At 71.5% G+C, this 24,082-nt stretch carries 31 protein-coding genes; 2 read left to right on the top strand and 29 right to left on the bottom strand.

Annotated features, from left to right (window positions below):
* Nucleotides 1-128: 128 nt before the first annotated feature.
* The 13 genes from FHU40_RS05045 to FHU40_RS04985 all read right to left on the bottom strand — a co-directional run bounded on the left by FHU40_RS05045 (nucleotide 129) and on the right by FHU40_RS04985 (nucleotide 11,211).
* Entirely contained in the window at nucleotides 129-4,046 is a 3,918-nt protein-coding gene (locus tag FHU40_RS05045) for a phage tail tape measure protein (protein ID WP_183591150.1), read from the bottom strand.
* Between the two features lie 78 nt (nucleotides 4,047-4,124).
* Nucleotides 4,125-4,472 (bottom strand): hypothetical protein, encoded by a 348-nt coding sequence (locus FHU40_RS05040; RefSeq protein ID WP_221199509.1) that lies wholly within the window; start codon nucleotides 4,470-4,472, stop codon nucleotides 4,125-4,127.
* A 68-nt stretch (nucleotides 4,473-4,540) separates the two neighbouring features.
* Nucleotides 4,541-5,221, bottom strand: coding sequence for a hypothetical protein (locus FHU40_RS05035; protein ID WP_183591148.1), 681 nt, complete (start codon nucleotides 5,219-5,221; stop codon nucleotides 4,541-4,543).
* 131 nt (nucleotides 5,222-5,352) lie between these two features.
* Nucleotides 5,353-5,868, bottom strand: coding sequence for a phage tail tube protein (locus FHU40_RS05030; protein ID WP_183591147.1), 516 nt, complete (start codon nucleotides 5,866-5,868; stop codon nucleotides 5,353-5,355).
* 9 nt (nucleotides 5,869-5,877) lie between these two features.
* Nucleotides 5,878-6,138, bottom strand: coding sequence for a hypothetical protein (locus FHU40_RS05025; RefSeq protein WP_183591146.1), 261 nt, complete (start codon nucleotides 6,136-6,138; stop codon nucleotides 5,878-5,880).
* A gap of 66 nt (nucleotides 6,139-6,204) precedes the next feature.
* Complete coding sequence (locus FHU40_RS05020) at nucleotides 6,205-6,696, bottom strand: hypothetical protein (protein WP_183591145.1); 492 nt, start codon at nucleotides 6,694-6,696, stop codon at nucleotides 6,205-6,207.
* 2 nt (nucleotides 6,697-6,698) lie between these two features.
* Nucleotides 6,699-7,046 carry an HK97-gp10 family putative phage morphogenesis protein gene (locus tag FHU40_RS05015; RefSeq protein ID WP_183591144.1) on the bottom strand — a complete coding sequence of 116 codons (348 nt, stop codon included), beginning with the start codon at nucleotides 7,044-7,046 and terminating at the stop codon, nucleotides 6,699-6,701.
* Nucleotides 7,047-7,152: 106 nt separating this feature from the next.
* Nucleotides 7,153-7,590 (bottom strand): DUF6093 family protein, encoded by a 438-nt coding sequence (locus FHU40_RS05010; protein WP_183591143.1) that lies wholly within the window; start codon nucleotides 7,588-7,590, stop codon nucleotides 7,153-7,155.
* Nucleotides 7,590-7,985 carry a hypothetical protein gene (locus FHU40_RS05005; protein WP_183591142.1) on the bottom strand — a complete coding sequence of 132 codons (396 nt, stop codon included), beginning with the start codon at nucleotides 7,983-7,985 and terminating at the stop codon, nucleotides 7,590-7,592. The genes FHU40_RS05010 and FHU40_RS05005 overlap by 1 nt, the downstream gene beginning before the upstream one ends.
* A gap of 79 nt (nucleotides 7,986-8,064) precedes the next feature.
* On the bottom strand, nucleotides 8,065-8,352 hold the full coding sequence (locus tag FHU40_RS05000; RefSeq protein ID WP_183591141.1) for a hypothetical protein: 288 nt from the start codon (nucleotides 8,350-8,352) through the stop codon (nucleotides 8,065-8,067).
* A gap of 10 nt (nucleotides 8,353-8,362) precedes the next feature.
* Nucleotides 8,363-9,493 (bottom strand): phage major capsid protein, encoded by a 1,131-nt coding sequence (locus FHU40_RS04995; protein ID WP_183591140.1) that lies wholly within the window; start codon nucleotides 9,491-9,493, stop codon nucleotides 8,363-8,365.
* 12 nt (nucleotides 9,494-9,505) lie between these two features.
* Nucleotides 9,506-9,910 carry a capsid cement protein gene (locus FHU40_RS04990; protein ID WP_183591139.1) on the bottom strand — a complete coding sequence of 135 codons (405 nt, stop codon included), beginning with the start codon at nucleotides 9,908-9,910 and terminating at the stop codon, nucleotides 9,506-9,508.
* Between the two features lie 2 nt (nucleotides 9,911-9,912).
* The gene (locus FHU40_RS04985) at nucleotides 9,913-11,211 is read right to left on the bottom strand and encodes a hypothetical protein (protein ID WP_183591138.1); all 1,299 of its coding nucleotides are present in this window, start codon (nucleotides 11,209-11,211) and stop codon (nucleotides 9,913-9,915) included.
* 45 nt (nucleotides 11,212-11,256) lie between these two features.
* On the opposite strand from FHU40_RS04985, the gene FHU40_RS04980 reads away from it, so the two are divergent.
* Nucleotides 11,257-11,430 (top strand): hypothetical protein, encoded by a 174-nt coding sequence (locus FHU40_RS04980; protein WP_183591137.1) that lies wholly within the window; start codon nucleotides 11,257-11,259, stop codon nucleotides 11,428-11,430.
* A 19-nt stretch (nucleotides 11,431-11,449) separates the two neighbouring features.
* Here FHU40_RS04980 and FHU40_RS04975 read toward each other — a convergent pair whose 3' ends face one another.
* The 11 genes from FHU40_RS04975 to FHU40_RS04925 all read right to left on the bottom strand — a co-directional run bounded on the left by FHU40_RS04975 (nucleotide 11,450) and on the right by FHU40_RS04925 (nucleotide 20,153).
* Complete coding sequence (locus tag FHU40_RS04975) at nucleotides 11,450-11,662, bottom strand: hypothetical protein (protein WP_183591136.1); 213 nt, start codon at nucleotides 11,660-11,662, stop codon at nucleotides 11,450-11,452.
* A 4-nt stretch (nucleotides 11,663-11,666) separates the two neighbouring features.
* A complete protein-coding gene (locus tag FHU40_RS04970; protein WP_183591135.1) occupies nucleotides 11,667-13,319 on the bottom strand; it encodes a phage minor head protein in 1,653 nt (550 codons plus the stop codon).
* 9 nt (nucleotides 13,320-13,328) lie between these two features.
* Nucleotides 13,329-14,984, bottom strand: a complete 1,656-nt coding sequence (locus FHU40_RS04965; RefSeq protein WP_183591134.1) for a hypothetical protein — start codon at nucleotides 14,982-14,984, stop codon at nucleotides 13,329-13,331.
* 57 nt (nucleotides 14,985-15,041) lie between these two features.
* The gene (gene terL, locus FHU40_RS04960; protein WP_343057727.1) at nucleotides 15,042-16,643 is read right to left on the bottom strand and encodes a phage terminase large subunit; all 1,602 of its coding nucleotides are present in this window, start codon (nucleotides 16,641-16,643) and stop codon (nucleotides 15,042-15,044) included.
* Nucleotides 16,644-16,754: 111 nt separating this feature from the next.
* A complete protein-coding gene (locus FHU40_RS04955; RefSeq protein ID WP_183591132.1) occupies nucleotides 16,755-17,465 on the bottom strand; it encodes a hypothetical protein in 711 nt (236 codons plus the stop codon).
* Between the two features lie 57 nt (nucleotides 17,466-17,522).
* Nucleotides 17,523-17,666 (bottom strand): hypothetical protein, encoded by a 144-nt coding sequence (locus FHU40_RS04950; RefSeq protein ID WP_183591131.1) that lies wholly within the window; start codon nucleotides 17,664-17,666, stop codon nucleotides 17,523-17,525.
* Nucleotides 17,667-17,731: 65 nt separating this feature from the next.
* Entirely contained in the window at nucleotides 17,732-17,875 is a 144-nt protein-coding gene (locus FHU40_RS04945; RefSeq protein WP_183591130.1) for a hypothetical protein, read from the bottom strand.
* 52 nt (nucleotides 17,876-17,927) lie between these two features.
* Entirely contained in the window at nucleotides 17,928-18,128 is a 201-nt protein-coding gene (locus FHU40_RS04940; RefSeq protein ID WP_183591129.1) for a hypothetical protein, read from the bottom strand.
* Nucleotides 18,125-19,693: a hypothetical protein gene (locus FHU40_RS04935; protein ID WP_183591128.1), complete on the bottom strand. Its 1,569-nt coding sequence runs from the start codon at nucleotides 19,691-19,693 to the stop codon at nucleotides 18,125-18,127. The genes FHU40_RS04940 and FHU40_RS04935 overlap by 4 nt, the downstream gene beginning before the upstream one ends.
* Nucleotides 19,690-19,914 carry a hypothetical protein gene (locus tag FHU40_RS04930; protein ID WP_183591127.1) on the bottom strand — a complete coding sequence of 75 codons (225 nt, stop codon included), beginning with the start codon at nucleotides 19,912-19,914 and terminating at the stop codon, nucleotides 19,690-19,692. The genes FHU40_RS04935 and FHU40_RS04930 overlap by 4 nt, the downstream gene beginning before the upstream one ends.
* Nucleotides 19,911-20,153, bottom strand: coding sequence for a hypothetical protein (locus FHU40_RS04925; RefSeq protein WP_183591126.1), 243 nt, complete (start codon nucleotides 20,151-20,153; stop codon nucleotides 19,911-19,913). Before FHU40_RS04925 ends, FHU40_RS04930 begins: the two co-directional genes overlap by 4 nt.
* Before the next feature lie 83 nt (nucleotides 20,154-20,236).
* On the opposite strand from FHU40_RS04925, the gene FHU40_RS04920 reads away from it, so the two are divergent.
* On the top strand, nucleotides 20,237-20,692 hold the full coding sequence (locus FHU40_RS04920; RefSeq protein WP_183591125.1) for a hypothetical protein: 456 nt from the start codon (nucleotides 20,237-20,239) through the stop codon (nucleotides 20,690-20,692).
* Nucleotides 20,693-21,042: 350 nt separating this feature from the next.
* Here FHU40_RS04920 and FHU40_RS04915 read toward each other — a convergent pair whose 3' ends face one another.
* From FHU40_RS04915 to FHU40_RS04895, 5 genes are all read right to left on the bottom strand, one after another.
* On the bottom strand, nucleotides 21,043-21,336 hold the full coding sequence (locus tag FHU40_RS04915; protein ID WP_183591124.1) for a hypothetical protein: 294 nt from the start codon (nucleotides 21,334-21,336) through the stop codon (nucleotides 21,043-21,045).
* 22 nt (nucleotides 21,337-21,358) lie between these two features.
* The gene (locus FHU40_RS04910; RefSeq protein WP_183591123.1) at nucleotides 21,359-21,571 is read right to left on the bottom strand and encodes an ASCH domain-containing protein; all 213 of its coding nucleotides are present in this window, start codon (nucleotides 21,569-21,571) and stop codon (nucleotides 21,359-21,361) included.
* 262 nt (nucleotides 21,572-21,833) lie between these two features.
* Complete coding sequence (locus FHU40_RS04905; protein ID WP_183591122.1) at nucleotides 21,834-22,214, bottom strand: hypothetical protein; 381 nt, start codon at nucleotides 22,212-22,214, stop codon at nucleotides 21,834-21,836.
* Nucleotides 22,215-22,509: 295 nt separating this feature from the next.
* Nucleotides 22,510-23,094, bottom strand: coding sequence for a DNA N-6-adenine-methyltransferase (locus tag FHU40_RS04900; RefSeq protein ID WP_221199508.1), 585 nt, complete (start codon nucleotides 23,092-23,094; stop codon nucleotides 22,510-22,512).
* 160 nt (nucleotides 23,095-23,254) lie between these two features.
* A complete protein-coding gene (locus FHU40_RS04895) occupies nucleotides 23,255-23,953 on the bottom strand; it encodes a hypothetical protein (protein ID WP_183591120.1) in 699 nt (232 codons plus the stop codon).
* Between the last annotated feature and the right edge of the window lie 129 nt (nucleotides 23,954-24,082).

Genomic DNA, 24,082 nt, shown 5'->3' with positions numbered 1-24,082 from the left:
CGACGGGTGTCCGATCGTGAACCCGTCGGCGAGGACGTACACCTCGCCCGGCTGGGACAGATCGAGCCGGACGGTGGCGGTCACGTCGGGAGCGTCGACGAACTGCAGAACCGGGCCGGGCTCCGGGCTCATCGGCCAGCTCCTGTACGGCCCCTGAGCTTCTTGTCCCTGTCCCGCTCTCGCTGCGCAGTCCCGTCGTACGCGCCGGCGTACACCCCGTTCTTGATCTTGCCCTCCATCTGGTTGATCTGCCCGATGAGCTTGGCGTTCTCCGCAACGAGACTGCTGACCTGCGTCGCGAGCCCCGACACCTGCACCGCCATGTCCCCCAATGCCTTCCCCGCCACATCGCGCGCCGCGTACGCCCGCTCCCGCCGCTCGATCCCGGCCGCGTCCATGCCGGCGAACGCCTGCGCCAGCAGCAGGTTCCCGCTCGACGCCAGCGCCGCTGCCAGCGGCCCGTCGAGGCCCTTCGCGGCCGCCGCGGCGAGCGCCTCGGTCATGGCGTTGGTGTCGTTGGTGTCGGCCGCGACCTGAAGGTCAAAGTCAGCCAGGCCGCCCTGGAATGGGTCGTGCATGAACGAGCCGGCGGCGGCGGTCCGGATCGAGTCGATCTGGTTGTTGAGGTCGTCGATCTTCTCCGCGTTCGTGGTGTAGCGGGCAGTCAGGATCGCGCTCTTGAGCGCGAGCATGTCGAAGTTCGCTCCGACCTTCCCACCGGCGTCGCGGATCTGGTCGCGGAACCCCGCGATCGCGTCCCACGTCGCCATGCCGGCGGCCTCACCTGCGGACGGCGTCGACAGGCCGGCAGCGATACCCAGCCCCGCCTTCGCGTCCCTGATGGCCTGCTTGGCCTCCCGCGCCTCCCGGCGGGCCTCGCGGGCCGCCTCCCGCTTCTCCCGCTTCTCACGGCTCTCGGCGTTCTCAAGCTCCTTTCGGGCAGCCTTCAGCTGGAGCTCGAGGAGTTCCCGGTCGATACCGGTGGTGACCAGGTCGCCCTTGTGCTTGCCCTTCTGCACCCGCTCGTTGAGGTCGCGGGTGAGGTCACGGATCGACTGCATGGCCTGCGCGATCGCGAGTCGGTCGTCCAGGGTTCCCTGCGGGGCGACGCGTCCGGCGACATCGCCGCCGGATGCGAGGTGACGGGCGTTCATCGCGAACATGGTGTCGAGGCCGTAGTGGTCGACCGCCGCGGCCGACATCATGAACTCGCCGTTGGAGGCCATCACCGGGATCGAGTCCGAGGTCTTCGTCCCGGGCCCGTAGATCGGGCCACCGCTGGCCCTGTTGAGCCCATCGGGGCTGCCGGGGGTCGCCTTGGGCTTGTTCGTCTGGAGGTAGACGGTCTCGACGACGGTCTGGGCGCGCTTCCCGTCGAGCTGGTCGAGCATCCGCTTGACCTGGTCCATCGCGCTCAACGCCTGCCGCGTGTCGGCGTCGATGACCGTACGGATCAGCTTCGGAGTGAGCCCCAGCTCCTTGAGGTATGCCCGCATCTCGTCGCGACTGATGCCTGCGGCCGCCCCGGCGTCGATCAGCGCCTTCCGCTGACTGCCCAGCACCTTCGACAGCCGCGCCGACGACGCGCCGGCGTCAGCCTCGGCGACGAGCAGGTCCTTGATCTGCCCGACCCGCTCGCGGACCGCGTCGCGGTTCTTGATCGCCGCGTCGCTGTTCCCCCGGAGCGTCCGGTTGTTCTTGTCGAGGTCGTCGGACAGGTGCCTCAGCGCGGTCGTCCACTGGTCGGTGGCCTCCGAGAGGTTCATCCCGGGGTCGAGCAGCGCGTCGAGCGCGTCGGCGAGGCCTTCGGCCTTGTCGGCCGTGGTCTCCATGTCGTTCCCGAGACCATCGATCGCGTCCCCGAGCGCCTCGACTCGACCGGCCGGGCTGTCGGCGTGCGCGAGCGCGTCGGTGATCTCCTGGATCGCCTTGACCGCCTCTGGCGATCCGGGCTTCATCGACATCAGGTCGTCGAGGGAGTACCCGAGGTCGTCGAGGATCGGCTGGACCTTCTCCCCGACGCGGGCGAGGTCCTCGAGGTCACCGTAGGGGAGGTTCTGCAGCCCGTTGGAGGCCGAGGCGATGAAGTCCCCGTTCGCCTGGGCGACGCCCTGGAGGACGCCGGTGAGGTTGACCAGCTGGTCGGTCGCCTCGCCGCTGGCCTGGTTCAGCTCGGTCGCGCCGTCGCCGAACACGTCGACGATCCCGGACCAGGTGTCGGAGATGCCGTCAAGGAATCCTCGGCTGAGGATGAAGTGGGTGTCCTCGAGGTCCGCGTTCAGGTCGGTCGTCTTCGACTGGAGCGCCTGGAACCCGGCGAGCATCTTGGCGACGTCGGTGTCGTCGAGGCTGTCGTTGAAGCCGTCGATGGCCTTGCTCGCGGAGCGCGACTCGGCGTGGAAGTCGGACATGAGGCCGATGCCACCGCCGATCGCGGCACCCCAGGGGCCGGCGATGCTGCCCATCAGGGCGTACGACGCGGTGTTGGCCAGACCCATGCCGTCGGCGAGGTCGGTTGTCGCGAGGGTGAGGCCCGCGAGGAGCGCCCCGCCGCGCAGCGCCGCGGTGCCCAGCTGGCCCCGGAGTCGCTGCGAGGCGGCCGCGGTCCGCTCGAGCTCGCGCGCGCTCGTGGCGCCGGCGGTCCGCGAGGTGGTCGCCATGATGGCCAGGTCGCTGGTGAACTGTCGGACGCCGGAGCGGGTCGCGAGGTCGGTTCCGACTCGGGCGATCTCGGGCCGCAGCGCCGCCAGAGACGCTCTGGTCGACGTGATGCCCCCGATGACCTTCGCGCCGAACCACAGGCCCCCGCCGAGCACCGCGGTGAGCGCGAGACCCGCGGTGGTGATGTCTTTGACGGGGTCCGGAAGTTCGCCGAACGCTGCCCCCATGTCGGCAACGTGTGCTGCGATCTCGGAGATGATCGGGAGGAGGACCTGGCCACCCTCGATCCCGGCGTCCTTGATGTTGTTCCACGCGATCTGGACCTCAGCGGCCGTGGTGCCCAGCCGCTTGGCGAACTCCTCCGTGAGGGCCGAGTTCTGGTCCCACGCATCGTTCGCCTGGTTCAGGGACCGAGTGAGCATGTCCCCAGACCCGGCGAGCCGTAGCATGACCTGCAGGTTCTGGGTCCCCTTGATGCCCATCGAGTCCAGGACACTGGCGACGTCGCCACCCTCGGCCTGGATCCGACCGAGCCCCTGAACCAGCTGATCGAACGCCTCCACCGGCGACGTACGCCACGCCTGCGCGAACGCCTCGGCCGACATCCCCGAGACCTCGGCGTACCGCTCGAGCTTGTCCCCGGACGAGGCGACCTGCGTGTTGATGCCCAGAAGCACGCGCTGGATCGCCCCGCCGCCAAGCTCCGACTGGATACCGAGGTTCGCCATCGCCGCCGACAGGCCTAGGACGTCCTGCTCGGTCGCGCCGATGGTCGTGCCGGCGCCGGAGACCCGCTGCGCCATGTTCACGATCTGGGCCTCGGTCGACGCGCCCTTGTTGCCGAGGTCGACGATCGTGTTGCCGATCTCGTCGACGTCACCGGCCGCGGTCTGCATCACGTTCATGAACTGCGCGATCGACGTGGCCGCCTCGTCGGAGGTCAGGTTCGTCGTCTCGCCCATCTTCACCATGACCTCGGTGAAGTCGGTGATGTCCTCGGTGGCGACGCCGAGCTGGCCGGCGGCCTCGGCGGTGGCGGCGATCTCCTGGTGCGTCGCGGGCATCGTGCGGGCGAGCCCGCGGAGGTCGTCCTCGAGCCCGTTGAGCTGCGATGCCGTGCCGTCGACGGTCTTCTCGACGCCGGCCCACTGGGACTCCCAGTCCATCGCGGCCTTGCCCATCGCCGCGACGCCAGCCGCTGCGGCGAGACCGAGCTTTCCGGCCTTCCCGCCGAGGTCGTCGATCGCCGCGGACTGCCGCATGACCGCGGCCTCGGCCGGCTTCATCGCGTTGACCGTCATGCGGCCCGAGGCCTGCATCTGCGCGATGTACTGCGCGGTCTCGGCGGTGAGCCTGACGACAACAGAGCGTGCTTCAGCACCCATCGGGCCCACCGCCTCTCATGAACGACGAAGGGCCCCGCACAACGGCGGGGCCAGAACGGAGACGGGGACGGGGAGAAGTCAGGCTTCGGTGGTGGTCACACCGAGCACGAACGGCGGCAACGCCGGATGCCCAGCCGGCCGGGTGTCACGCACGATCGTGTGCGTGACCGTCTTCCCAGCACGCGCCGTGCACACGTGACAAACGACGTCGAGCGTCCCGAACCAGCCGTCCATCTCCGAGTGCCACGCCACCTCGATCGGCCACCCACACGAGCACGAACCCATGCCCCCGTGCTGCTGCTGGTGCTCGTACGCCGCCAGACCCAGCAGCAGCGCCTGGTCCTCCGGCGTGTACGCCACCGACTCGAACGACCCCGTGGCCCGGTCGGGGTGCTCCGGGTCCTCGTACAGGTACGTCGTCGTCACCTGCCGCAGGCCCGCGAACACCGTCGGCGCGACACCCAGGCCGCGGGCGGTCGCGACGATCCGGCGGGCTACCGCTCCTGCAGCCGAGCCAAGCCGCTCGGCAGCTGAGGAAAATCCACGCCGCCCTTCGCGCAGACCTCGTTCGCGGTCGCCGACAGCTCGCCCATCGCCGCGGCCCCGAGCTTCTTCCGCAGCGCCCGCACGTCATCCACGGACAGGCGCGGCTCGACCGAGCACTCCGCGATCAGCAGCGTGTTGTACTCCGTCATGTCCGGGCCCTCGCCGTTGCTCTTCGGCTTCGGCCGGTGCTTGGAGTTGAACGCCTGCAGCGCGTCGGAGTCGAGCCCCTCGAACAGCGGGTACCACATGAACGCGGCCATCTCGCGGCGCAGGGCGACCATCCGGTCGGCCAGCTCGCTCGCGCGGGCCCTCGCCGACTGCTCCCCGACCGGCCGCTCGTCGTCGACGATCACGCGGCCCTGGGCGTCGATGAGTCCGGAGAGCTCGTAGATGCACTGGTCGTACTCGGCCTGGAGGTCGGCGCGCAGGCAGATCTTGGCGCGGCGGCGGGGCCGCTTCGCGGTGTCGAGGATCTGCTCGAGGGTCCACTGCCGCACGGTCGCGTCGGGGGCGGGCCGTTCGGGCTGGATGGGCGCGCCGGCGGGGTCACCGAACGGAGTCATGGTGCTCGAGGGGGTCGGCTGGTCGGGGGTGGTGTCGCCGAGGGCCTGGTCGGTGTGGTCGTTCATGGTCGTGCTCCTGTCGAGGTTGGTGTGCAGCTGGTCGTCGAGGTGAGGTCATCGAGATAGGTGAAGCGAGGGGAGGGTGGCGGGCGACCTCGACGTAGCGCCCGCCACCCCGTTCGTGGGGCAGCCGCCGATCAGGGCGTCGCGGCCGCGACGGTCACGTCGCCACCGTTCTGCGGCTCCATCGGCACCCGCCGCTTGATGTAGCCACCCGCGTTCTGCGGCCGCTGCGGGTTGTCCGTCAGCACCTCGAGGTACAGCGCCTCGTCACCGGCGACCCAGGGCTGCGTGGCGAGCTTCCCGTCCTCACGGAGGTAGCCGTAGACGGTGGTGCCCTTCTCCTTCACCGTCTGGTAGGCGACGTCCGCGATTGGGTCGACGGCGCCGTCGGCCTCATCGAACTCGCGGAAGATGGTGAGGCCGGCCTGGAAGTTGCTGGCGCCGATCGCGTTGGCGTTGTTCGTGGTGCACAGCGCCTTCTCGTTGACCTTGTCGGAGTCGGTCGCCGACCACGTGAAGTCGGACGCGAGGACCGCGCATGACACGTCGACGCCGGCGTTGAGCTCGGTCACCGTCGGGTTGAACGGGTCGACGGGCTTGGCGGTGAGCAGGGTGAGCTTGGAGTGGCCGTCGGCCAGGCTCTTGGGCATGGTGTCTCCTCAGTCCCCGGCGGCCGGGGTCTCGGTGGGAGCGGCCGGGTCGCCGTCTCCGCTGGTGGGGGTGTCGAGGTCCGACCCCGCCGGCGTGCCGCTGTCGGGGTCGCTGCTGGTGGAGCCCGCGTGGGCCTGGTCGGCGGCGCGGGACTTCGGGGTCCGCCGGAACGGCTTCCCGAGGGTCGGGTGGTCGAGCCAGTGCGGCGGGATGCGGACCTTCTCGCCGGTGTCGACCCGGTAGGCCGAGGTGAGTCCGTCGACGGACATGGGTGCCTCCTGATGGGTCTGGGTGAGGGCATGACGAACCCCCGGGAGGCAGTGCCTTCCGGGGGCTTAGGTGTGGGCGATGAGCCGGTACTGCAGCGGCACGTAGAGCCGCGGCGGCGTGACGCCGTTGTCGGTGAGCAGCGGCGGCTCGTAGCCCGGCTGCGGTACCAGCGGCCCGCATACCGCGCCGGCCACGGTCGGTGCCCAGCCGCCGGGCGGTCGGAGGACGGCGTCGATGCGGTCGACGAGCGCCAGGAGGTCGTCGTGGTCGCCGGCGGCCGCGCGCACGACGTACGGCGCGTCGACGTCACGGAAAGGATCAGTAGGCCCGCCGAGTGAGCCCTCGCCGGGCAGGGGCCGGCCGACGCCGGGCTCGAGGATGAAGTACGGCTGCACTCGCAGGTCCGTGCCCGTCTTCGTCGGCGGCTCGTCCGGCGTGCCGACCACGCCAGGCAGGCCGTACCGCGCGCCGATCTGCCCGCGGTAGCCGGTCGCGTTCGTCACGGCCGCGAGCCGGCCGGCGACCGCGTCGAGGACGAGCCGCCTGCTGATCGCCATCGTCAGAACGCCGCCGTCGCGATCGTGGCCAGCGCGTCGACGTACTCCGGGACACGGCGCTCGAACGCGGGCGCCATGAACGGCTGCCCGGCCATCCGCGAGGTCCCGAGCTCGACGTAGATCCCGTAGTCCGAGGTCGGGCCGATCTCGGCCGTGGTGCCGTCGACGTCGGTGGAGATGGAGCCCATGAGGTTGCCGGTGTCGACCGGGCAGAGGACCTTCGCGTCGCCTTCGATGGCGTACGCGGTCCGCGTGAGCGCCGTCCGGGCGCCGGCCTGCACGGCGGGGCCGGCGCCGGCGATGCGGACGCCTAGCGCGGCGAGCTGCGAGACGTCGAGGTGTGCACCCATCACGGCCCTCCTCAGGACTGGTCGGGACGCGTGCAACCCGGCCCGCACGGGAGCCGCGGGAGCCGCGGGAGCCGGGGGAGCCGGGGGAGCCGTGGACGGAAGGAGGTCAGGAGACGAGCGCGGCGTACACGTCGCGCTCCCAGATCAGAGACCCCGTCGCGACCAGCCCGACGGTGAGCGTCCGGCCGGCCAGCACGGCGTCGTCGACGACCGTGACCGTGCACAGATCCGCCGGCGTCGGCGCCACGGCGGCCGGGACGACGATCCGGTACTGGGCGACGTACTCGACGTCGCCGACGACGACGTTCACCTGGTCTCGGGTCGCGAGCATCTGCACCCGCGCCGTGCCGGTCCAGTACGGCGCCCGCGGGACATCGACCATCTGCTCGGCGCCCGGGTCCCATGCCTGAGTGGTGCCGGGGTGGCGCAGCTCGACGGTCGCGGCGCGCATCGTCTTCTCCGCGACCGGCCGATGCGACGCAGCCCAGTCGGTGGGGATGACCTCGGTGTCGGGACGGCCGTGGGCGCGCGTCGGGCGGGGCATCAGCAGCCGTAGGGGTACTGGGTGCGCTCGGTGCGGCACGGGGCGCCGGTGAGGGGGAGGACCTCGAAGAAGAACCCGTCGTTCTCGTCCTCGTCGTCGGCCTGGGCGCGCAGCGCGGCGGCGTGCTTGCGCATGGCGTCGGCGAGCTTCGCGCCGTCAGTCTGCAGGTCCTGGGTGCGGAGCACCTTCGAGGCGAGCGCCTCGTTGGTGGCGTTTGTGTCGATCGCCTGCGCGGCCGCGCGCTTCACGCTGTCGCCTTCGAGGGCGAGGAACGCGTCGATCTCGGCGTCAGAGAACACCGCGGTGGCGGGGTCGCCGACCGGGATGTCGTTGAGGAGGAGACGGACCTGGCCGGCCGGCTCGGTCAGCACGTAGGTGTAGGTCGACTCGGCCACGGCGGCCTCCTCTCGAGAGTCGTGGGTGGTGCTGGTGGGCGGGGCGGGTCACCACTCCGCCCACCAAAGGGGGGTGCGGTCAGCTGCCGCTGCCGCCCGAGCCCGACGAGCCGGTGGCGCCGGTCGCCCCGGTCGCGCCGGTGGCGCCGGTCGCCCCGGTGGCGCCCGTGCTGCCGCTGCCGCCCGAGCCCGACGAGCCGGAGCCGCTGGACCGCCCGGACCTCGCCTTGAACTTCGCGCCCGGCGCGAGCTGGTCCTCGCCCCAGTGCTTCGGCACCGACGGCAGCTCCTCGCCGTCCGGGCCGACGACCTCACGGAAGTCCTTCTCCGTCAGCAGGTGCCGACCCTCGATCTTCTTCTCAGCCATGCCGTCCTCCTCAGACGCCGCTGTTGTCGGACCCGTAGGTCAGCGTCGGGTCGCCGTGCGCGGCGCCCATGATGTGCCGGCCGCGGAACCACACGGTGTCGTCGTCGAACGACCCCTCCGTGGCCACGACGTCCCCGCCGCCCATCGACCGGCCGCCGTCCGCCTTGTAGCGGAAGTCCGGCGACTCGTAGCCGCGGAGCTTCGCGAACCAGAACGGCGCCCGGATCGCGGTGCCCGGCTTCGGCATCACGATCCACGACTCACCGAGCTGCTTCTCGTTCACGACCAGGTCGACCTTGCCGCGCAGCGGGTTCGGCTCCTCGCGGTAGCCGCCGTTCCCGTCGGAGACCAGCAGCTTCTCCGCCGCGAGGATCCGCTCGGCCTCCGCCTCCAGGGCGTAGCCGACCACCAGCTGCAGCCGACCCGACGGGATGATCGTGCCGGTGTCGGGATCCCGCTTCGTCCGCAGCGACGTCACGACCGTCTGCAGGTTCGTCGGGTTCAGCTTCAGGGTGCCGACGTTGCCGTTCCCGGCGTTGAAGAAGCCGGTGTTCAGCGCACCGGTCTCCAGGTTGATCAGCAGCCGCAGGCCACGGTCGTCCTCGGTGTCCACCGCCATCTGCGGGAACGCGTTCGGCACCATCAGCAACTGGTCGAGGTCGTCGTTGATCCGCGCCTCGAACGACCAGCCGTACATCAGACCGGTCTTCTTCGCGCTGATCGGGTACTCCGCGAGCCGCGGGCCCTTCGCCATCGGATAGCCGGTCCGCTCCGGGACATCCTTGAAGACCTGCGCGCCGAGCACGAGCTCGCTCATGTACTTCGGCTTGAAGTCCTTCACCGTGGTCGGGGTCAGGAACTTCGGCCACTGCGTGGGCAGCGCCGGGTAGTTCTGCTGGATCTCCCGGTCGATCAGCATCCCGGACGCGTACTGCGCCAGGTCGCTGGTGGTGAGGGCCTCGTTGATCTCCAGCGCGGCCCGCGAGGAGCCCTCGCGGTAGTGGCCGATGAGCTTGGCCATGCCGAGCGCGGTCTCCATCAGGCCCGGGCGGGCCTCGAGGCGGCGCCGGTAGGACGCCGGCGTGGTGCCGGAGGTCTCCTGGGAGATCGACTCGGCGATCTCGAGAAGGGACATGTTCATCGCGGGGCCTCCTCAGACCTTCACGGGACGGACGTAGACGGTGCCCTGTACGCCGCCGGAGTCGACGACCTTGGTCGCGCCGATGGGGACGCCGCGCTGGATGATGGGCTCGGTGTGACCGAACAGGGTGTTGTCGGTCGCGGTGGTGGTGAGGGTTTGGTCGGCCTTGATGTAGATCGCGGTGCCGGCCGCGGCGACGACCTCGGGGACCTTGACCTCCCACAGGCCGGTGACCTCGACCGGGGCGTACCCGTCGGGGCAGCCCACGGCGCCCTTCTTCGTGGCGGCGTCGGCGCGGTCGGCCGCGGCGACGCCGACGAACCCGCCGACCTTCACCGGTGCCCCGGAGACCGTGCCGGCGGGGACCGGGAGGACCCGGGCCGGCTCGGTCGGGGCGAGGATGCAGTTCTTGGCCATGATCAGGCCCCCTTCTTCTCACTGAGGCCTGCGGCCTCGTCGATCTCCGCCCACGTGACGGTGCCGCCGCCGGACGGTGCCCCGCCGTGCCCGATGACCTTGCCGGCGCCGCCAGCGGCCTTCCGGCCCGCGGCGTCCTCGTCGACGGCCTTCGTGAACGCCGCCTCGTCGAGCGCGCCGTCCTCCGTCACCGGGAGGTCGACGCACAGGCCCTTGACCTCGAGCGGCGAGTAGGAGACGCCAGCCTCCTTGGCGCGCGCTTCGACGATCTCGCCGGCGCGCGCGTTCCGCGTGCGCGTGGCGTCGGCCTCCTTGAGGGAGGTGTTCTCGGCCTTCAGGGTCGCGTTCTCCTCCAGGAGAGCGTCCACCCGGCCGGCCTTCTCGGTGAGCGCGGAGTGCTCCGCCTCCTCGAGCTGGATCTTGCCCATGGTGTCCTCCTCGGACTCCTCGGTGGTGGGTGTGGTGCTGCCCGGCCGGGTGACCGGGACGAACTGGGTCTGGACCCGCACCTCGGTGCGCGTCCCGGACAGCGCGATCGCGCCGTTGCTCGCGGTGGCGTACGCCTGGCCGTAGGTGCCGGCGTTGTCGCCGGCGCCCGCGCCTTCGATCTCGAACCAGACGGTCGACTCGTCGAAGTCGCGGACGTACACCCAGACGCGGTCGGCGGCCGCGTATGCGTCGCGGAGCGCGGTCTGCAGGGCCTCGCGGGTGTCGTTGACGGTGGCCTCGTCGATGCCGTGCTCGATCGCGCGGGCGTTCGCGCGAGCGGACTCGACGAGGGAGAGGACCTTCCCGCCGCGGCCGGCCCGGGTGACCCAGTCGGTGGACTGGATGTGCACCAGGGACTCGACGATCTTGGTCTGCTTCCCGTCGATGACGCCCTCGGCCAGCTCGCCGTCGCCGCGGATCGAGAGCCCGATCGCGGTCGAGAAGTTCTCGACCAGGTCGCGCCAGGCCGGAGCGATGTCGGCCTCGGTGACCACGGCGCCCGGGTCGGCGCCCCACGATGCGACGTCGTCGTCGGTCGCGATCCGGGCCTCGGTGACGCTGACCGAGACGAGGTCCTTGATCGACCGCACGGGGCGGGCCTTGGCCTCCTCAGCGGTGGGGTGGTCGGCGAACATCTGCATCCCGGCGGGGAACAGGCCGTCGGTGACGGCCTGCTCGAGGACCTCGGCGGAGTAGTAGCCGGACGAGCCCATCCCGGGGGAGACGAGCTGGACGGGGAGGCGGCCGGTCTTCTTCGCCGCGGCGACGGCGGCCTCGGTGATGCGGCCGGTCTCCTGGACGAGCTTGGGCATGACGGGACCTCCCTTGTCGAGGGCATGGCGGGTAGCGTGCGGCGGGTGGGATACGACGACGGCGAGTGCACGTCGCCGACGGGCGCGCACAACTTCGTGCTCGCCGAGCTCGCGCCCGGCGGGCGTGGCGGGCTCGCGATGGTCGAGAAGTGTGAGTGGTGCGACGCGACGGCCTACATGCCGTCAGCCGGCGACGACCCCCGCCGGCCGCCGCTCTAGAACCCGGGTCAGACCCCGGTCAGGACGCAGCCGCGAGCCGGGCAGCCTCGAACGCCGCGACCTCAGCGGCCGCGGCGGGCTCCCACTCGCCGGTGTTCCGGATCTCCGACCACAGGTAGTCGTCGCGGACCCAGTCGCCGCCTGGGGACTTCCGATCGGCCCGGTAGCCGCTGGGATACGTGCGCGCGTACAGATGGCCACCGCTCACGAGGGGGGTCCGCCAGTACCGCATGGTCTCAGTCTATCCGCGGCAGGCCGGGCGGCCAGGGCACCGAGTTGAAGATCTTCGCCATCTCCGCCTCCAGCTCCAGCCACCGCTTCGATCCGACTGGCAGACGCCGCTGCTCCTCGTAGATCAGGTGTGCGGCCTCGGCGGCGCGCAGGCTCGCGGCGGTGTGGAGCTGCACCTCGAACACGGTCCCGTCGGGCGCCCGCACAGCGAGGTTGACGCCGCGGTAGCCCGCCCCGGGCCAGCCGGCCGGTGACTTGACGAGCACGTACCCGGCCTCGGCCAGCGCGTCGCGGGCGCTCTGCCCGCCGCGCGCGTACTTCCGCCGCGGGATCACGATCGTGTAGCGCAGCGAGTCCTTGATCTTCTCGGCGGCCTCCGCGAGGTCGACGCCGGGGCGGGTGAGCTTGTCGACGATCGACGCCCGACTCTTCAGCCGGAACTCCAGCCGCTCCAGCCGCCCGCCCGCGGTGGCTGCGACCTCCTGAACGAGCTTCGTCACCGCGGGCTCGGCGTTCGTCGCCCGCGCGATGATCGCGTCCGCCGCGCGCTGGGCCGGATCGTCGTCGAGCCCGCGCGGCGCGCGAGCCGGCGGAAGCGGCGGCCGCCCAGCGGTCCCGCCCGGCAGCCGCGGCGGCTTCCCGGGCACCACCGAGTCCCGCCACCCGTCGTTCGAGCGACGTACGCCCCACTTCGACCGCGGCCACCGGCCCGCCAGCCACGCCTGGTAGCCACGCGGCCCGAGGATCGCCTGTTGCTCCCGCGGGGTCAGCCCGGCGAAGAACCCGTCCGCGTCCGGCGCCAACGGGCCCGGCTCCTCGATCCCGTCGAACCCGAGCTCGGTCCACGGCCGCACAACGGGCATCCGCGCGCACCGGCAGTTCTGGTGACCGTCCGGGCCCGGCACGTCGAGGTCGAACACCTGCCCGTGCATGCCCAGGCACGCCGGGCAGGTCCGCGTGGACAGCGACGCGAGCCACATCCAGCCCCGCAGGACCTCGGCGTGCCGCGCCTGCCCGGCCCGGGCGCCGGCCCGGTGCGCGTCGAGCATCTCGGTCCGCGCGATCGTCAGCGCCCGCGTCAGCCCGCCAGCGAACGGCTCCCGCGCCCGGGCCACCATCCGCCGCGCAACGACCCTCGGGTTCGACCCGGAGACCACGCCACGGATCAGCTCGCGCCGCATCACGTCGTACGCCGACGCCGACACCGGCCGCATCCGCGAGGTGATCTGCTGCGTCGACCTGGCCACGATCGCCTCGACCTGCCGCGGGTCGACACGCGCCCACGACTCCAGGTCGACCAAGCCGCTGCCCGAGGGGAGCTGGGAGTCGATGATCGAGGCCTGCGCGCCGCCGGCCATGTCGACCACGCGCCGCAGATCCTGGGTGACCCGGACGCCGGCGTACGCCGTGAGCCGCTCCAGCCGGTCGGCGACCTCGGCCAGCGCCCGCCGCAGCCGGGTCGCCATCAGCAGCTGGGCCACGGTGACCTGCTCGCCGGCGGTCAGCAGGTCGACCAGCAGCGCCGTCAGGTCCGTCGACGTCTCGTCCCACGCCATCGCCCACGCACGGATCAGGTCCCGCTCGACCTGATCGGTCAGCCTCCGCAGCTGCGCGTCGAGCTGACGCTGCAGGCGCCGGGTCTCACGCCTGCTCGCCATCGCCGGCGGCTACTGCTCGTCCTCGGGCCCGCCGTCGGGGTCGTCGAGCGGGTCCTCGCCGCGGTCGTGACGCCGCAGCAGCTCCTCGCCCGCGGTGCGGGAGCGGGGCGCGGGGTCCATCCCCGGCAGCCACTGGCCGTCCTCGTCGAACATCGCGTCGAGCAGCTCGTCGACGTCGTCGACCTGCAGCGCCCGCATCAGCAGCTGCGCGACCAGCCGCGGCGTGCCGAGCTTCCCGGTGGAGTCGGCCTCGACGATCGCCCCGACGAGCTTCACCGGGTCCAGCTCGTTGAGGTCGGGGAACACGACCTCGACCGTCGACTCGGTGCCGCCGGCCAGGGTGATGGTCTCCACCCCGGTCCGCGGGTCCCGCACCACCGTCCCGGACAGTGGCCCGCGCGGCGCCCGGACGGCCTGCTCGATCACGTAGGTCGTGATGGTCTGGATGACCGACCGCCACGTCGCGCGGCGCAGGTTCATCTCCCCGACGATGCCCTTGTCCATCGTCTCGGCGACCGCGCGCGCCCCGGTGACGCCCGGGTCGGCGAGCAGGTCGACCACCGAGACCCCGAGCGCCGCGGCCACGAGGCTGGCGAGCGGCTTCCCGGCGTCGGCGTCGATGGTCGCCCCGGACTTCGGGATGGCCTCGAGGTTCACGCCCGGGCCCATCGCGGCGACGTCGCCGACGGTGCCGGCGCCGAGCAGCGCCGCGTCGGCGTCGATGCGCGTGGGGAGCGCGTGCGCGAGCTTCTCCGCCGCCCGCCGCGCCTTGCTGGACCGGTCGCCGGTGAGCCGCCACGCGAACTTCGACAGGGCCTTCACCAGCTTCGCCCAGTCGGTCAGGATCCCCTCGTACGCCCGCGCCCACGGCAGCGCCGCGTAGACGTCCGGGATGCCCCACTTCCAGTGCGCCGGCCGGTTCACCGTCACGTGCAGCAGCGGCTGGTCCCACAGCACCGGGATCCCGTCGATGCTCTTCGGCCGCTGCGCCGGCCAGAACCGCAGGTCGGGGTGCAGCACCCGGCGGGTCTCCACCCTGGACCGGGTCAGGCCGGAGTAGCCGGGCTCGATCACGCGGACCGTGTAGGAGCGGGCGTAGAACCACACCTCGTCGCGGTCGTTCGGGTTGGAGATCTTGTCGGTGATCTCCTGGAACGGCGTGGTGCGGACCTGCACGCGGCCGGTGAGTGGGTCGGTGAAGAACGCGAACACGATCTGGCCGTCGGTGCCGAGCCCCCACTCGTTGGTCTCGGCCGCCTCGGACGAGGTCAGGGAGACCTGGTTGGACTGGTCATCCCAGAAAGCCTGCACGACCGCGTTGACGTCCTGGCCGCCCTTCGCGGCCTCCGCCTCGCCGGCCCGCGCCTGCACGGACACGCCCTGGGACCACACGTAGCCGACGCGGAGCTTCATGCCGCGCTTGATCAGCGGCGAGGCGATAGCGGCGACGCGGCAGTTCTCCACGATCCGCTCGAGGCCCTGGCGGGAGAACTCCTGCTCGAGCTGCATCGAGGCGAGCCGCCAGCCGCGTTCGTCGGCGGCGAGCTCGAGGTCGGAGATTGCCTCTTCGAGGACGCCGTTCCACTCGCGCACGGCGCCGAGCTCGACGACGAGGTCGTCGTACGACGGTTCGGGGGTGGTCTCGACGAGCGTCACCGCAGTCACCGCCTCTCGTGCGCAACTTCGGAGGATCTGGGCTGAGAGTGGGGGATCTTCAGCAGGTCACCAGTGGCTGATCGCGTAGTCCGCCAGCTCGTCGTCGAGGTCGTCCTCGTCGTACGTCTCGCCGGTTAGCAGCGGCTGCAGCAGCAGCCGGTTCAGCGCCTGCGAGTCCGCGTCGACCTGGTCATCGTTCGACCCGGACGGGAACGCGGCGTGCTCCTCGACGAACCCGTCCACCCACGGCGCCCACGGCTCACCGGTCGAGGGGTTGAGCAGCGCCGGATCCGGGAGCCACACGTTCCCGGCCTCGATGAACGGCGAGACCGCCTGCAGCCGCGCCGACTTCCCCTTGTTCCCGGGGTCCTCGGGGATGATCCCGCCGACCGTCATCTCGAGGCTGTTGATGACCGCCGTGCCGTTGGCCTTGTCCTCGACCAGCTTCGCGATCGCCTGGGGCCACTTCGCGGCGAACGACTTGAACCGGCGCCGGGTCTCGACGAACGACATCCGGCCGCGGACCTGGTCGAGCAGGTACGCCCGGGCGCCCCGGCGCATCCAGACCTGCCCGACGACGTAGTCGGAGGCGTCGGTGTCCTTGAACGCCATATCCCACGACATCAGCATCACGTCGTACTCGGTCACGATGTGCGCACCGTCATCGCGGACGATCCACAACGGGCTCGCGTAGTACTTCCACCAGTCGCGGTGCACGATGTTGCCCGACGGCGGGGACGGGTTGCCCTGGTACAGCGACTCCCAGTCCGCCGACCCGGCCTGGACCTTGATCTGCTCCCAGTCCTTCGCGGTGCGGGGCTGTCCGGTGCGCTCGTCGATCCGCGCCGAGACCATGTACTCGCCCGGCTCGCGCCCCAGGATGTCGGTCTCGCCGGCGTTCGGGTCGTGGTCGGCCTGGGCCGGGATGTTCACGACCCGCCACCGGTGCCCGTCGGGCCGCTTCAGCAGCCACCCGGCGAGGTCTTCCTCGTGCCAGCGGGTGAGGATCACGATCACCGGCGCGCCGGGGGCCAGGCGGGTGGACAGCGTGCTGGTCCAGTACCGCTGGACCTTCGCGCGGTAGACCTCGGAGTCCGCTTCCTCGCGGTTCTTGATCGGGTCGTCGATGACCATCACGTCGGCGGGCCGGCCGGTGATGCCGCCGCCGATGCCGACGCTGCGGAGGCCGCCGCGGTGCCCTTCGAGGGTCCAGTTCGAGACGGACCCGTTGTCGCGTGCGATGCGGATCCCGAGGTTCGCGGCGCCGTCGACGCCGGTCGAGGTGGTGATCCAGGACCGGACGTCGCGGCCGAACTCGATCGCGAGGTCCTTGCCGTAGGAGACGGCGACGACGCGGCGGCGCTTGTTGCGGGTCATCATCCACAGCACGCCGGCCTTGACGCGGGTGGTCTTCCCCTCCTGCGGGGGCATCGTGATGATCAGCCGGTCGCATCGGCCTGCGTCGACGTCCACCAGAGCGGAGTCGATGGCGTCGAGTGCGGGGGTCTGGCGGGTGGTGGGGTCGAGGTCGCGGGCGAGCTCGCCGGGCGTGGTCCAGGTCTTGACCGGGGCGCCGGTGTCGGCGGGGTCGGGGTCGCGGCCGCGGAGGCCGACGAGGCCGTCTTCGAGGAAGTCGATCCAGAGGTCGTCACGGGCGGCGGTGGACACGAGGTGGTCACCTACCTCGCGTGATCTACTCCTGACGCACAAGAACCCGCTGCGCCAGTGTCTGGGCATACGGGTTCTTGAGGGAATGAGACAACAAGAGGTTCACGCTTGTCAAGCAACGCCCCGCCACGCGTCGCCAAGGTCGATCAGCAGTCCCTCGGTCGACCGGGACCAGCGAACGCCGGCGGAATCGGTGAACGTCAACTCAATCGTCACGTCGTACTCGACCTCCCCAGCAAGGCCGAGTCGCTGAGGCATTCCCTCAGGCCGGTCGGTGCGAACCCCAACCAGCTTCGGCTCAAGGTCGGGTGGGAGCACCGGCATCGACGCGCCGCCGAGTGAGTAGGTCGTCACCTCGTAGCGCCCGGCGTACTTGGGCCGGACGTTCACGTAGACGTCGGCCTTGACCTGGACGACTGGCAGATCCGAAGCGTTTCGGAATGCGACGAACACCAGCGCAGGCTCACTCGACGCCGAGTCATGGATGTTCGACTCGTGATACGGGTGCACGCTATCTGGCCAGGCCGCGATCAGCCTGGCTTGTGCACGGCGCTGAGCAACGGACCACTGCTCCTCGCGATCGCTCTCCAGCCTGAACGCACCTGCCGCATAGACGCCCGCGACCACAGCTGCGACGAGCGTCAGCATCGAGGCGCCAGCCATGAACCACTGGGCCATTTCGGTCCGGGTCGTGCCGGCCCACCACCAGCCGAGTGCGGCGAGCGCGGCTGTGGCGACGACTGCAGCCAGGCTGAGGCCCAGCGCTACGCGCCAGCGGCGGGGACGCGGAGTACTGGGCCATGGAGCCATGTCGCCGGTCACGCGGCCATGATGCCGGTGAGCACGGACAGCCGCAGGCGTTCCAGGAACGCGGTCCTGCTAGGACTCGTCGTCGGCGTACGTCCGGGCCCAGTACTCGCGGTCGCGTTCCTCGAGGACGTCCTGGAGGTCGCGCCACGCCTCGACGTCGTCGACGCCGACTGGCTCGACGTCGGGCCTCTGCTCTGGCTGCGACTGGGTCACGCCTCCATGGTGCGTCGCGGCGCTCGCCAGCTCAACTGCTAGTAGCGGAGATGCAGCCCCCCGGGTCAGCGCTCGGACGGGGGCGTGTCCTTATGTTCGGCGCAGAGCCAACGGGTGCCGGCGTGGTCGAGGAACCGACCCCCGGCCTCGAACCCAGCGGTCTCGTTGGGGCAGTCCTTGACGACGCAGGGAATGACGTTGACGCTCATGGGCGGGTGCTCCAGTCAGTAGGCAGGATGTCGGCGTACGAATCCGCGATCGTCACAGGTCCTCCCGGTGACCACACGGCCAGTACACCCGGTGGGACGGGCCCGGGATCGCAGTGGTGTTCGGTGGCGAGTCGGGCGAGATCGGCGGCACGTCGATCTTCACCGTCTCGCCCTCGATCGACAGCACCGGGTCGCCGCACACCGGGCACGTGCCGATCGGCTTCCGTTGGGGCAGTCGGGTGGGTGCGCTCATGCCGTCTCCTTCTCGCGGGCCGCGTCGAGCTCGTCGAGGAATGCTCGCACGCGGTTCGGGTGGATGCCCATGCTCTTCCCCAGCGCGAGCGCCGGCTTGGTCTTGGTGATGCCCTTCGCGGCCAGCGCTGCGTAGAACCGCCGCGCCTGCTCCGCCCGCTCACGCCGGGCCCGCTCGACCTCGGCCTGCCGTACGACGAGATCCGCTGCACGGTCGGCCACGTCGGGCCAGTAGACCAGCGCAAGACCACGGACCGACTGCACCCGCCCGGCGAACGCCCGCACGACCGCGGCATGGCCACGGCCGGCGGGCTCGTCGTACGCCGGCACCCGCCCAGTGCTCTTCCCGTCCACCGTGGACGACCAGCGACAGCACGCCCGGACCTTCCCGGTGTCCATCCACTTCCGCACCGTGCCCGGCGCGATCACCGCACCGGTCTGCGTCGACGCCGCCTCCGCGGCCATCGTGATGTGGGTCCACCCGTCGCCGTTCGGGCCCGAGGTGAGGAGGTGGCGGCGTACCGCGTGGGCGTACTCGCCGGGCGTGTACCGGCGCCGGCACCCCAGGCACTCCCAGGACTGGCCCACGCTGGGGTCCTCGATGCCGCCCTGGCCGCGGCCAGCGCAGGCGTCGCACGGCCGGCGGGCCGCGGAGATCTCCGCGGTGGACGGCGGCCGAGCGGCGGCGAGCTCGTGAGGGGTCCAGCCGTGGGGATAGTCGCGGCCGCGGAGCTCGGGGTACGACGCGATCGCCGCGAGGATGGCGCGGCCGGCCGCGGCCCGGGCCTCCACTGCGACCAGGTGCGCCCGGGCGGGCGTGGTGTGGCGGCACGGCCGCGGGTCGCCGAAGCGGCGGACCAGGGGGCGGTCGCACTCGAAGCACGGCACGCCGCGGTCGGGCTCGTGCTCGTCGTGGAGGATCGCCTCGAGCTGGCGGCGCAGCGCGGTGATGTCGGCGGCGAACCCGGGCCAGTCCGGGCCCGCCGCGGTGCCGTGGGCGCCGGCTTGGGCCATGTCGTTGAGGTGGTCGGCGAGGTAGTGGGTGATCGCGGTGACCGGCGCCCGGTCCGTGGACCTGGCGGTGTGGCCGAAGTGGGCGCGCCACTGGTGCTCCCAGCTGACCAGTGGGAGCAGCAGGGGGACCACGTCGTCGGGGCGGTGGGTCTCGTTGAGGTCGGGGGACCAGATGAGGTCGGGCCCGTCGGCGCCGGCGCGGGCCATGACGACCATGGCGTCGCCGCCGGGGATCCGAGCGGAGGGGACCGCGAGCCCGTCGCCGCGTGCGGCCTGCCAGCGGAGGTGGCGGGCGAGCCAGCGGATGTCCTCGAGGTCGCGCCTGACCTCGCCGATGCAGGTGGGGCAGGTGAGGGGTTGGGCGTGGGTGGTGTGTTCGCGCTGGCAGATGACGCAGTGCGGCTGTTCGCAGGGGATGAGTTCGTCGGGGTCGGCGCCCTGGTCGTCGGGGCGGCGGACGCGGATGACGCGGGTCTTCGTCTCGCGGTCGTAGTGGCAGGCCGGGGTCGTCCGGTCGCCGGTGCTGGTTGCCGGGGTGTGGCGGGTGGTCACGCGGGTCCCTCCAAGGTCGAGCTGGTGCCGGTCTCGGGCTTGCGTGGGTGGTGCGGCAGGTTGGTGATGCGGTACACGCCGTCGGCGTCCGGCTCGGGGAGGACGCAGCCGGGCATGGGCCGGATCGGTGCTGCTGCGTACGCTCGGCGGACGAGGTCGTCGGCCTGCCGCCGCAGCGCGGCCTGCACGGCGGCGCGGAGCTCGTCGGACATCTCGGTCATGCGTGCTCCTGGCAGGGGTGGGCGAGCAGCAGCCGCGGCACCGGTTCGCACATCGCGCGTTCCTCGACCCACGAGCAGTCCGTGCAGCCCCACGCCGCGGGGAGGGTCTCGTGGCAGCCACGGCAGATGTGCGCGACCACGGTGGTGGGCACGGTGGTGGGCACGGTGCCGGCGTCGAGCGAGTCACGGACCTCGACCGGGACGGTGTCGGCGTGCCGGCAGGTGGCGGGCAGGGTCATCGGTTCTCCTGCGGCTGTCGGCGAGCGTGGCTACGGTCGGGTGGATGCGGCAGTCGGGTCGCACGAGGAGGAAGGGCGGCGAGATGAGCGCTGGCGATCTCTACGGCGAGTTCGAGAATCTGGACGTCACCAGATCGGTCACGGTCAACGGCGGTGTGCGCGGTGCGACGATCCACGGCGGAGCAGCCCTCACCGTGAACGGCGCGTTCGCAGGGCGCCTGGTCGTCGAGGATGACGCCGTGCTCAGCGTCAACGGGGCCTTCGAGCCTGGAGACGTCTCCAACGACGGCGTCATCATGGTGGCGGGCGTAACCGGGGTCGCGTTCTCCCAGTTGGACGACATGGGAACCTTTGCCGTTGCGGTCGGCTCGCTGGTTGAGCACTCCAAGGTCGTGCACGAGGACGGATCCCTTGAGTCGTTCGTACGTGGCGGAGACCTGACGGTCGACAGCAACAGGCTGTGCATCTGGGTTTCCGAGCAACGGAGATTCGTCCCCCAGGCTCAGATGCAGGCCGACATCGAAGCCGGTCAGCGATGAGCGACGACAGGCCGTGCGGGCTCTGCGGCAAACCCGTGCGGATCGACCAGGTCGCCCGGCCACGGAAGATGGCTGAGCGTGAGCAGTCGTTCGGTGAGCAGCGTGTGTGCACCAACCCAAAGTGCTCGGGGCACATCGAGGGCAGAGGACACCTCGTCTAAGCAGGGTCATGCTTGGGTCGACGTCGGCGACCGAGAACCCCCGGACCCGCGGCGTCTCGTAGGCGGGATCCGCGGCCGCCTGGTCGTAGATCCGTTCCGGCCCACCCGACCTGACGACCGACGGTGTGCGGGTCACCCGCCACTGGAAAGCGGGCAGCGGGGGAGGCTCGTGCGGGTCGGCGGTGCCGCTCATTCGGTGCGCTCCCATCCGGCGTCAGCGAGCAGCTGCGCCAGCACATCGGCCGGCGGCGTCCACAGCCCGAGCCGGCCCTTGCACGGGATCGGCTCGGGGAGCGGCCGCGGGTTCTCCAGCACCAGGTGCACGACGTCGCGGCGGGTGCGGCCGCCGTGCTCGGCGTACGACGTCTCGGCCCACCGCGAGTCACAGCAGGCGGGCTGTTCAGGCCAGCGGGCGACCGACTGCGCTGCGTGCACGCCGACCAAGTCGACCACGCCGATGATCGCGCCAAGTGGGCGGATCACGTCGAACCCGGGCCGCCGGTCGTCACGCGCAGTGACCGCCCCGGTCGGCCAGCCGTAGCGGGTCCCGCAGCGCGTCCCACACGAGCCCTGAGCGTCCGCCTCGATCGGACCAGCGCGCACCGGCGTGGATGGCGAGCAGGCCCCGATACGACCACGCTTGAGTCCGGTTCTCGACGTCCTTCCCGCCGTGCACGATCGCCCACGCCCACGGCTGCTGCACCGTCAACGCCTTCATCGGGTCACCGCCGCGCGAACCGGACTAGTCCACTGAGCCTCGTCGTCAGCCCACCGGGTCCACGCCGCACACCCGAGATGCGTGACCATACGACGTGCACGCGCCGACCTGTACCTGTTCGCCACCCGAGTAGCGGAGTGGATCCCGCACAACAGCCCGGAGAGCCCCCGGACCGTGAGGAAGCTCGAGCGGTGGATAGACCGAGCGGAGTTCGCTGGGAGTGTCGTCGCAGCCCTGCTGCGGCTGCTGGGCCTGGGGTGAGTCACGGGGTCTCCTGGACGTCGAGGTCGAACAGGCCGGCCAGCGCGGCGGCCTCGGCGCGACGTGTCGCCGCGCGGGTCTGGGCGTGGTGAGCGCGGTCGTAGTGCAGGTGGCACCCCTGGCACATCGCCCGCAGGTTGCCGGGGTCGCAGTTCTCCGGCGTGTGGTCGAGGTGCGCCGTGGTGAGCACCACGCGGGAGCCGGTGCCGTACGCCGGCTCGCCGTGCCGGTTCCGGCAGCGGTCGTCGGTGTCGAGGTGCAGGTAGGGGCGGCCGCACTCGCCGGTGCACTCGCACCGCCAGCCGGCGCGGTCCTTGATCGCCTGGCTGATCGCGGGCCAGTCGGCGGGGTAGCGGCCGCGGTTCTCAGGACGGATCGGCATCAGACGCCACTCCCGTCGCGGACCTGTCCGAGCCGCGACTGTCTCGCGCCCGGTAACATCGACGGACCTTCGGCGCTGACACCGGAGGAGAGAGAAGTGCGCGGCCCTACCGAAGCCTCTGTGCGGACGTCCGGCCCCGCAGCCGTCTCGGTAGGGCCAGTGTCAGCGCTGGCCCCACTAAGGACGGGCTCGAGCTCGGACGCCAGGTGGTCGCCGTCGTGGCCGACCGGAAGAACGCACCGGAGCCGGTAGCCGCCCCAGACGTCGTACGCCGGGCACACCGGCAGGGGGCGGCTCATGACGTGGCCTCCTCGAACAGGCCGCCGGCCGGGATCCGGTCGGCCGAGTACGTGAGCGTGGCGTTGACGCCGGCGTCCCAGACCAGGAGCACGCACCCGAACGGCGGCCGCTGGTTCGGCCCGACGGCGGTCTGCCCGGGCTTGAGGAACCTCATCCGGCCGGGCAGGAACTCGCACCGCAGCGGAGACCCGGGCCGGTCGCGGTACGGCTCGACCATCAGCTGCCACCACGACTGCTCGGTCCGGTTCGCCGGCAGCAGCATCGTGATCCCCGACGTCGACGCCCAGCACGCCCATGCCTTCCGGATCCACGGCGCGATGTCGGAGTAGGGCGGGTTGCACCAGACGCGCTCTCCGGACCAGTCCTGAGCGGTGCCGTCGTCCTTGCGGGTCCAGTAGCGGTCGCACTTCGTGTTGTGGGCCGCGGCGGCGACGTCGACCGTGAACGGCCCGTACCGGTCGCTGAAGTCGGCGAAGTCGAGCGGGTGCGTCGCGCGGTCGTCCACTTCGTCGACGTCGGCCGGCCAGCGTCGCGAGGTCTGCTGCGGATGCGCCTGGGCGCGGAAGCCGGAGAGCGCCACTACTCGACCTCCCCGCAGTTCCGGCACCTGACGAACAGCCCGGCACCCGAGAGGCCGGACATGCCACCCCAGCGGTGGCGGATGCCCCAGCGGGCTGGGCATGCCTCGCGGGCGATGAGCCGCCGAGCCCGGCGGACCCGGCGCGCGGTCAACGGCCGGGTCACGACGCGGTCCCTTGGTCGAGCTCGCCCGCGATGACCGACCCGCCGCGGCCGCGGCGCATTGCGTCGACGAACGCAGCCAGCACCACCTCCACCACCTGCGCCGGCGTGCTCCCGGCCGGCATGCCGCGGCCCGCCTCGAGCGCATCCCGCAACCACCCCAACACCAGATCCGCCTGACCCTGCTGCACCTCCACAGCACGGCTGGCGATCCCCAAACGACCCATCGCCTCCAACACCCCACGCAGCTCACGCTGCTGCTTCAACCACGCGACACCCGCCGGCGAGTCCAACGGCAACGGCCCACGCCCACACGACTCGCACGGGTCACCCGGACCGAGCATCGCGCCGAGCAGATCCACCGCCTGACGCATCTGCCCGGCCAGCAGCTGCAACTCCCCGATCGGGTCGCTGACTGGCGCCGCGCTGGTGTTCCAGATCAGCCGCGACCGCAGCTCCTCCGCAGCCGCCTCCGTCCGCCGCTCCGCCGCCTTCGCCCGACCAGCAGCAGTCAGCCCATGGTTCGTGCAGATCGACGCGCCCGGGTGCGGGTTCTTCCGACACCGCTCACCAGCCCGAGTCTTCGCCGCCGCCGAGCACCGAGGCCGGCCACACAGCGGGCACGGCCCGCCGCCGGGCGCGGCCTGACCATGAGCACGCGACGAGCACGGCCCGTCCTTGAGGGCGCCGACCATCACGCACCGTCCTTGCGGCCGATCGCGCCCTCACGGAGCAGTGAGTCCCGGCGGTTCCCGTGCCGACGGGAACCACTCGCGCGGAGGGCTCGCAAGTGGTTCCCCTCCGGAGGAGAGGGGAACCGGGGAACC

This window comes from Nocardioides soli (assembly GCF_014191495.1).
Classification (GTDB): Bacteria; Actinomycetota; Actinomycetes; order Propionibacteriales; family Nocardioidaceae; genus Nocardioides; species Nocardioides soli.
The sequence above is the reverse complement of the archived record's forward strand: the minus strand, read 5'-3'. Positions and strand labels throughout refer to the sequence as shown.

Excerpts from the sequence above, each read along its gene's own strand:
- FHU40_RS05045 (WP_183591150.1), bottom strand. The coding sequence starts at position 4,046 with ATGGGTGCTGAAGCACGCTCTGTTGTCGTCAGGCTCACCGCCGAGACC.
- FHU40_RS05035 (WP_183591148.1), bottom strand. The coding sequence starts at position 5,221 with ATGAACGACCACACCGACCAGGCCCTCGGCGACACCACCCCCGACCAG.
- FHU40_RS05030 (WP_183591147.1), bottom strand. The coding sequence starts at position 5,868 with ATGCCCAAGAGCCTGGCCGACGGCCACTCCAAGCTCACCCTGCTCACC.
- FHU40_RS05025 (WP_183591146.1), bottom strand. The coding sequence starts at position 6,138 with ATGTCCGTCGACGGACTCACCTCGGCCTACCGGGTCGACACCGGCGAG.
- FHU40_RS05020 (WP_183591145.1), bottom strand. The coding sequence starts at position 6,696 with ATGGCGATCAGCAGGCGGCTCGTCCTCGACGCGGTCGCCGGCCGGCTC.
- FHU40_RS05015 (WP_183591144.1), bottom strand. The coding sequence starts at position 7,046 with ATGGGTGCACACCTCGACGTCTCGCAGCTCGCCGCGCTAGGCGTCCGC.
- FHU40_RS05010 (WP_183591143.1), bottom strand. The coding sequence starts at position 7,590 with ATGCCCCGCCCGACGCGCGCCCACGGCCGTCCCGACACCGAGGTCATC.
- FHU40_RS05000 (WP_183591141.1), bottom strand. The coding sequence starts at position 8,352 with ATGGCTGAGAAGAAGATCGAGGGTCGGCACCTGCTGACGGAGAAGGAC.
- FHU40_RS04995 (WP_183591140.1), bottom strand. The coding sequence starts at position 9,493 with ATGAACATGTCCCTTCTCGAGATCGCCGAGTCGATCTCCCAGGAGACC.
- FHU40_RS04990 (WP_183591139.1), bottom strand. The coding sequence starts at position 9,910 with ATGGCCAAGAACTGCATCCTCGCCCCGACCGAGCCGGCCCGGGTCCTC.
- FHU40_RS04985 (WP_183591138.1), bottom strand. The coding sequence starts at position 11,211 with ATGCCCAAGCTCGTCCAGGAGACCGGCCGCATCACCGAGGCCGCCGTC.
- FHU40_RS04975 (WP_183591136.1), bottom strand. The coding sequence starts at position 11,662 with ATGCGGTACTGGCGGACCCCCCTCGTGAGCGGTGGCCATCTGTACGCG.
- FHU40_RS04970 (WP_183591135.1), bottom strand. The coding sequence starts at position 13,319 with ATGGCGAGCAGGCGTGAGACCCGGCGCCTGCAGCGTCAGCTCGACGCG.
- FHU40_RS04945 (WP_183591130.1), bottom strand. The coding sequence starts at position 17,875 with ATGAGCGTCAACGTCATTCCCTGCGTCGTCAAGGACTGCCCCAACGAG.
- FHU40_RS04940 (WP_183591129.1), bottom strand. The coding sequence starts at position 18,128 with ATGAGCGCACCCACCCGACTGCCCCAACGGAAGCCGATCGGCACGTGC.
- FHU40_RS04930 (WP_183591127.1), bottom strand. The coding sequence starts at position 19,914 with ATGACCGAGATGTCCGACGAGCTCCGCGCCGCCGTGCAGGCCGCGCTG.
- FHU40_RS04925 (WP_183591126.1), bottom strand. The coding sequence starts at position 20,153 with ATGACCCTGCCCGCCACCTGCCGGCACGCCGACACCGTCCCGGTCGAG.
- FHU40_RS04920 (WP_183591125.1), top strand. The coding sequence starts at position 20,237 with ATGAGCGCTGGCGATCTCTACGGCGAGTTCGAGAATCTGGACGTCACC.
- FHU40_RS04910 (WP_183591123.1), bottom strand. The coding sequence starts at position 21,571 with ATGAAGGCGTTGACGGTGCAGCAGCCGTGGGCGTGGGCGATCGTGCAC.
- FHU40_RS04905 (WP_183591122.1), bottom strand. The coding sequence starts at position 22,214 with ATGCCGATCCGTCCTGAGAACCGCGGCCGCTACCCCGCCGACTGGCCC.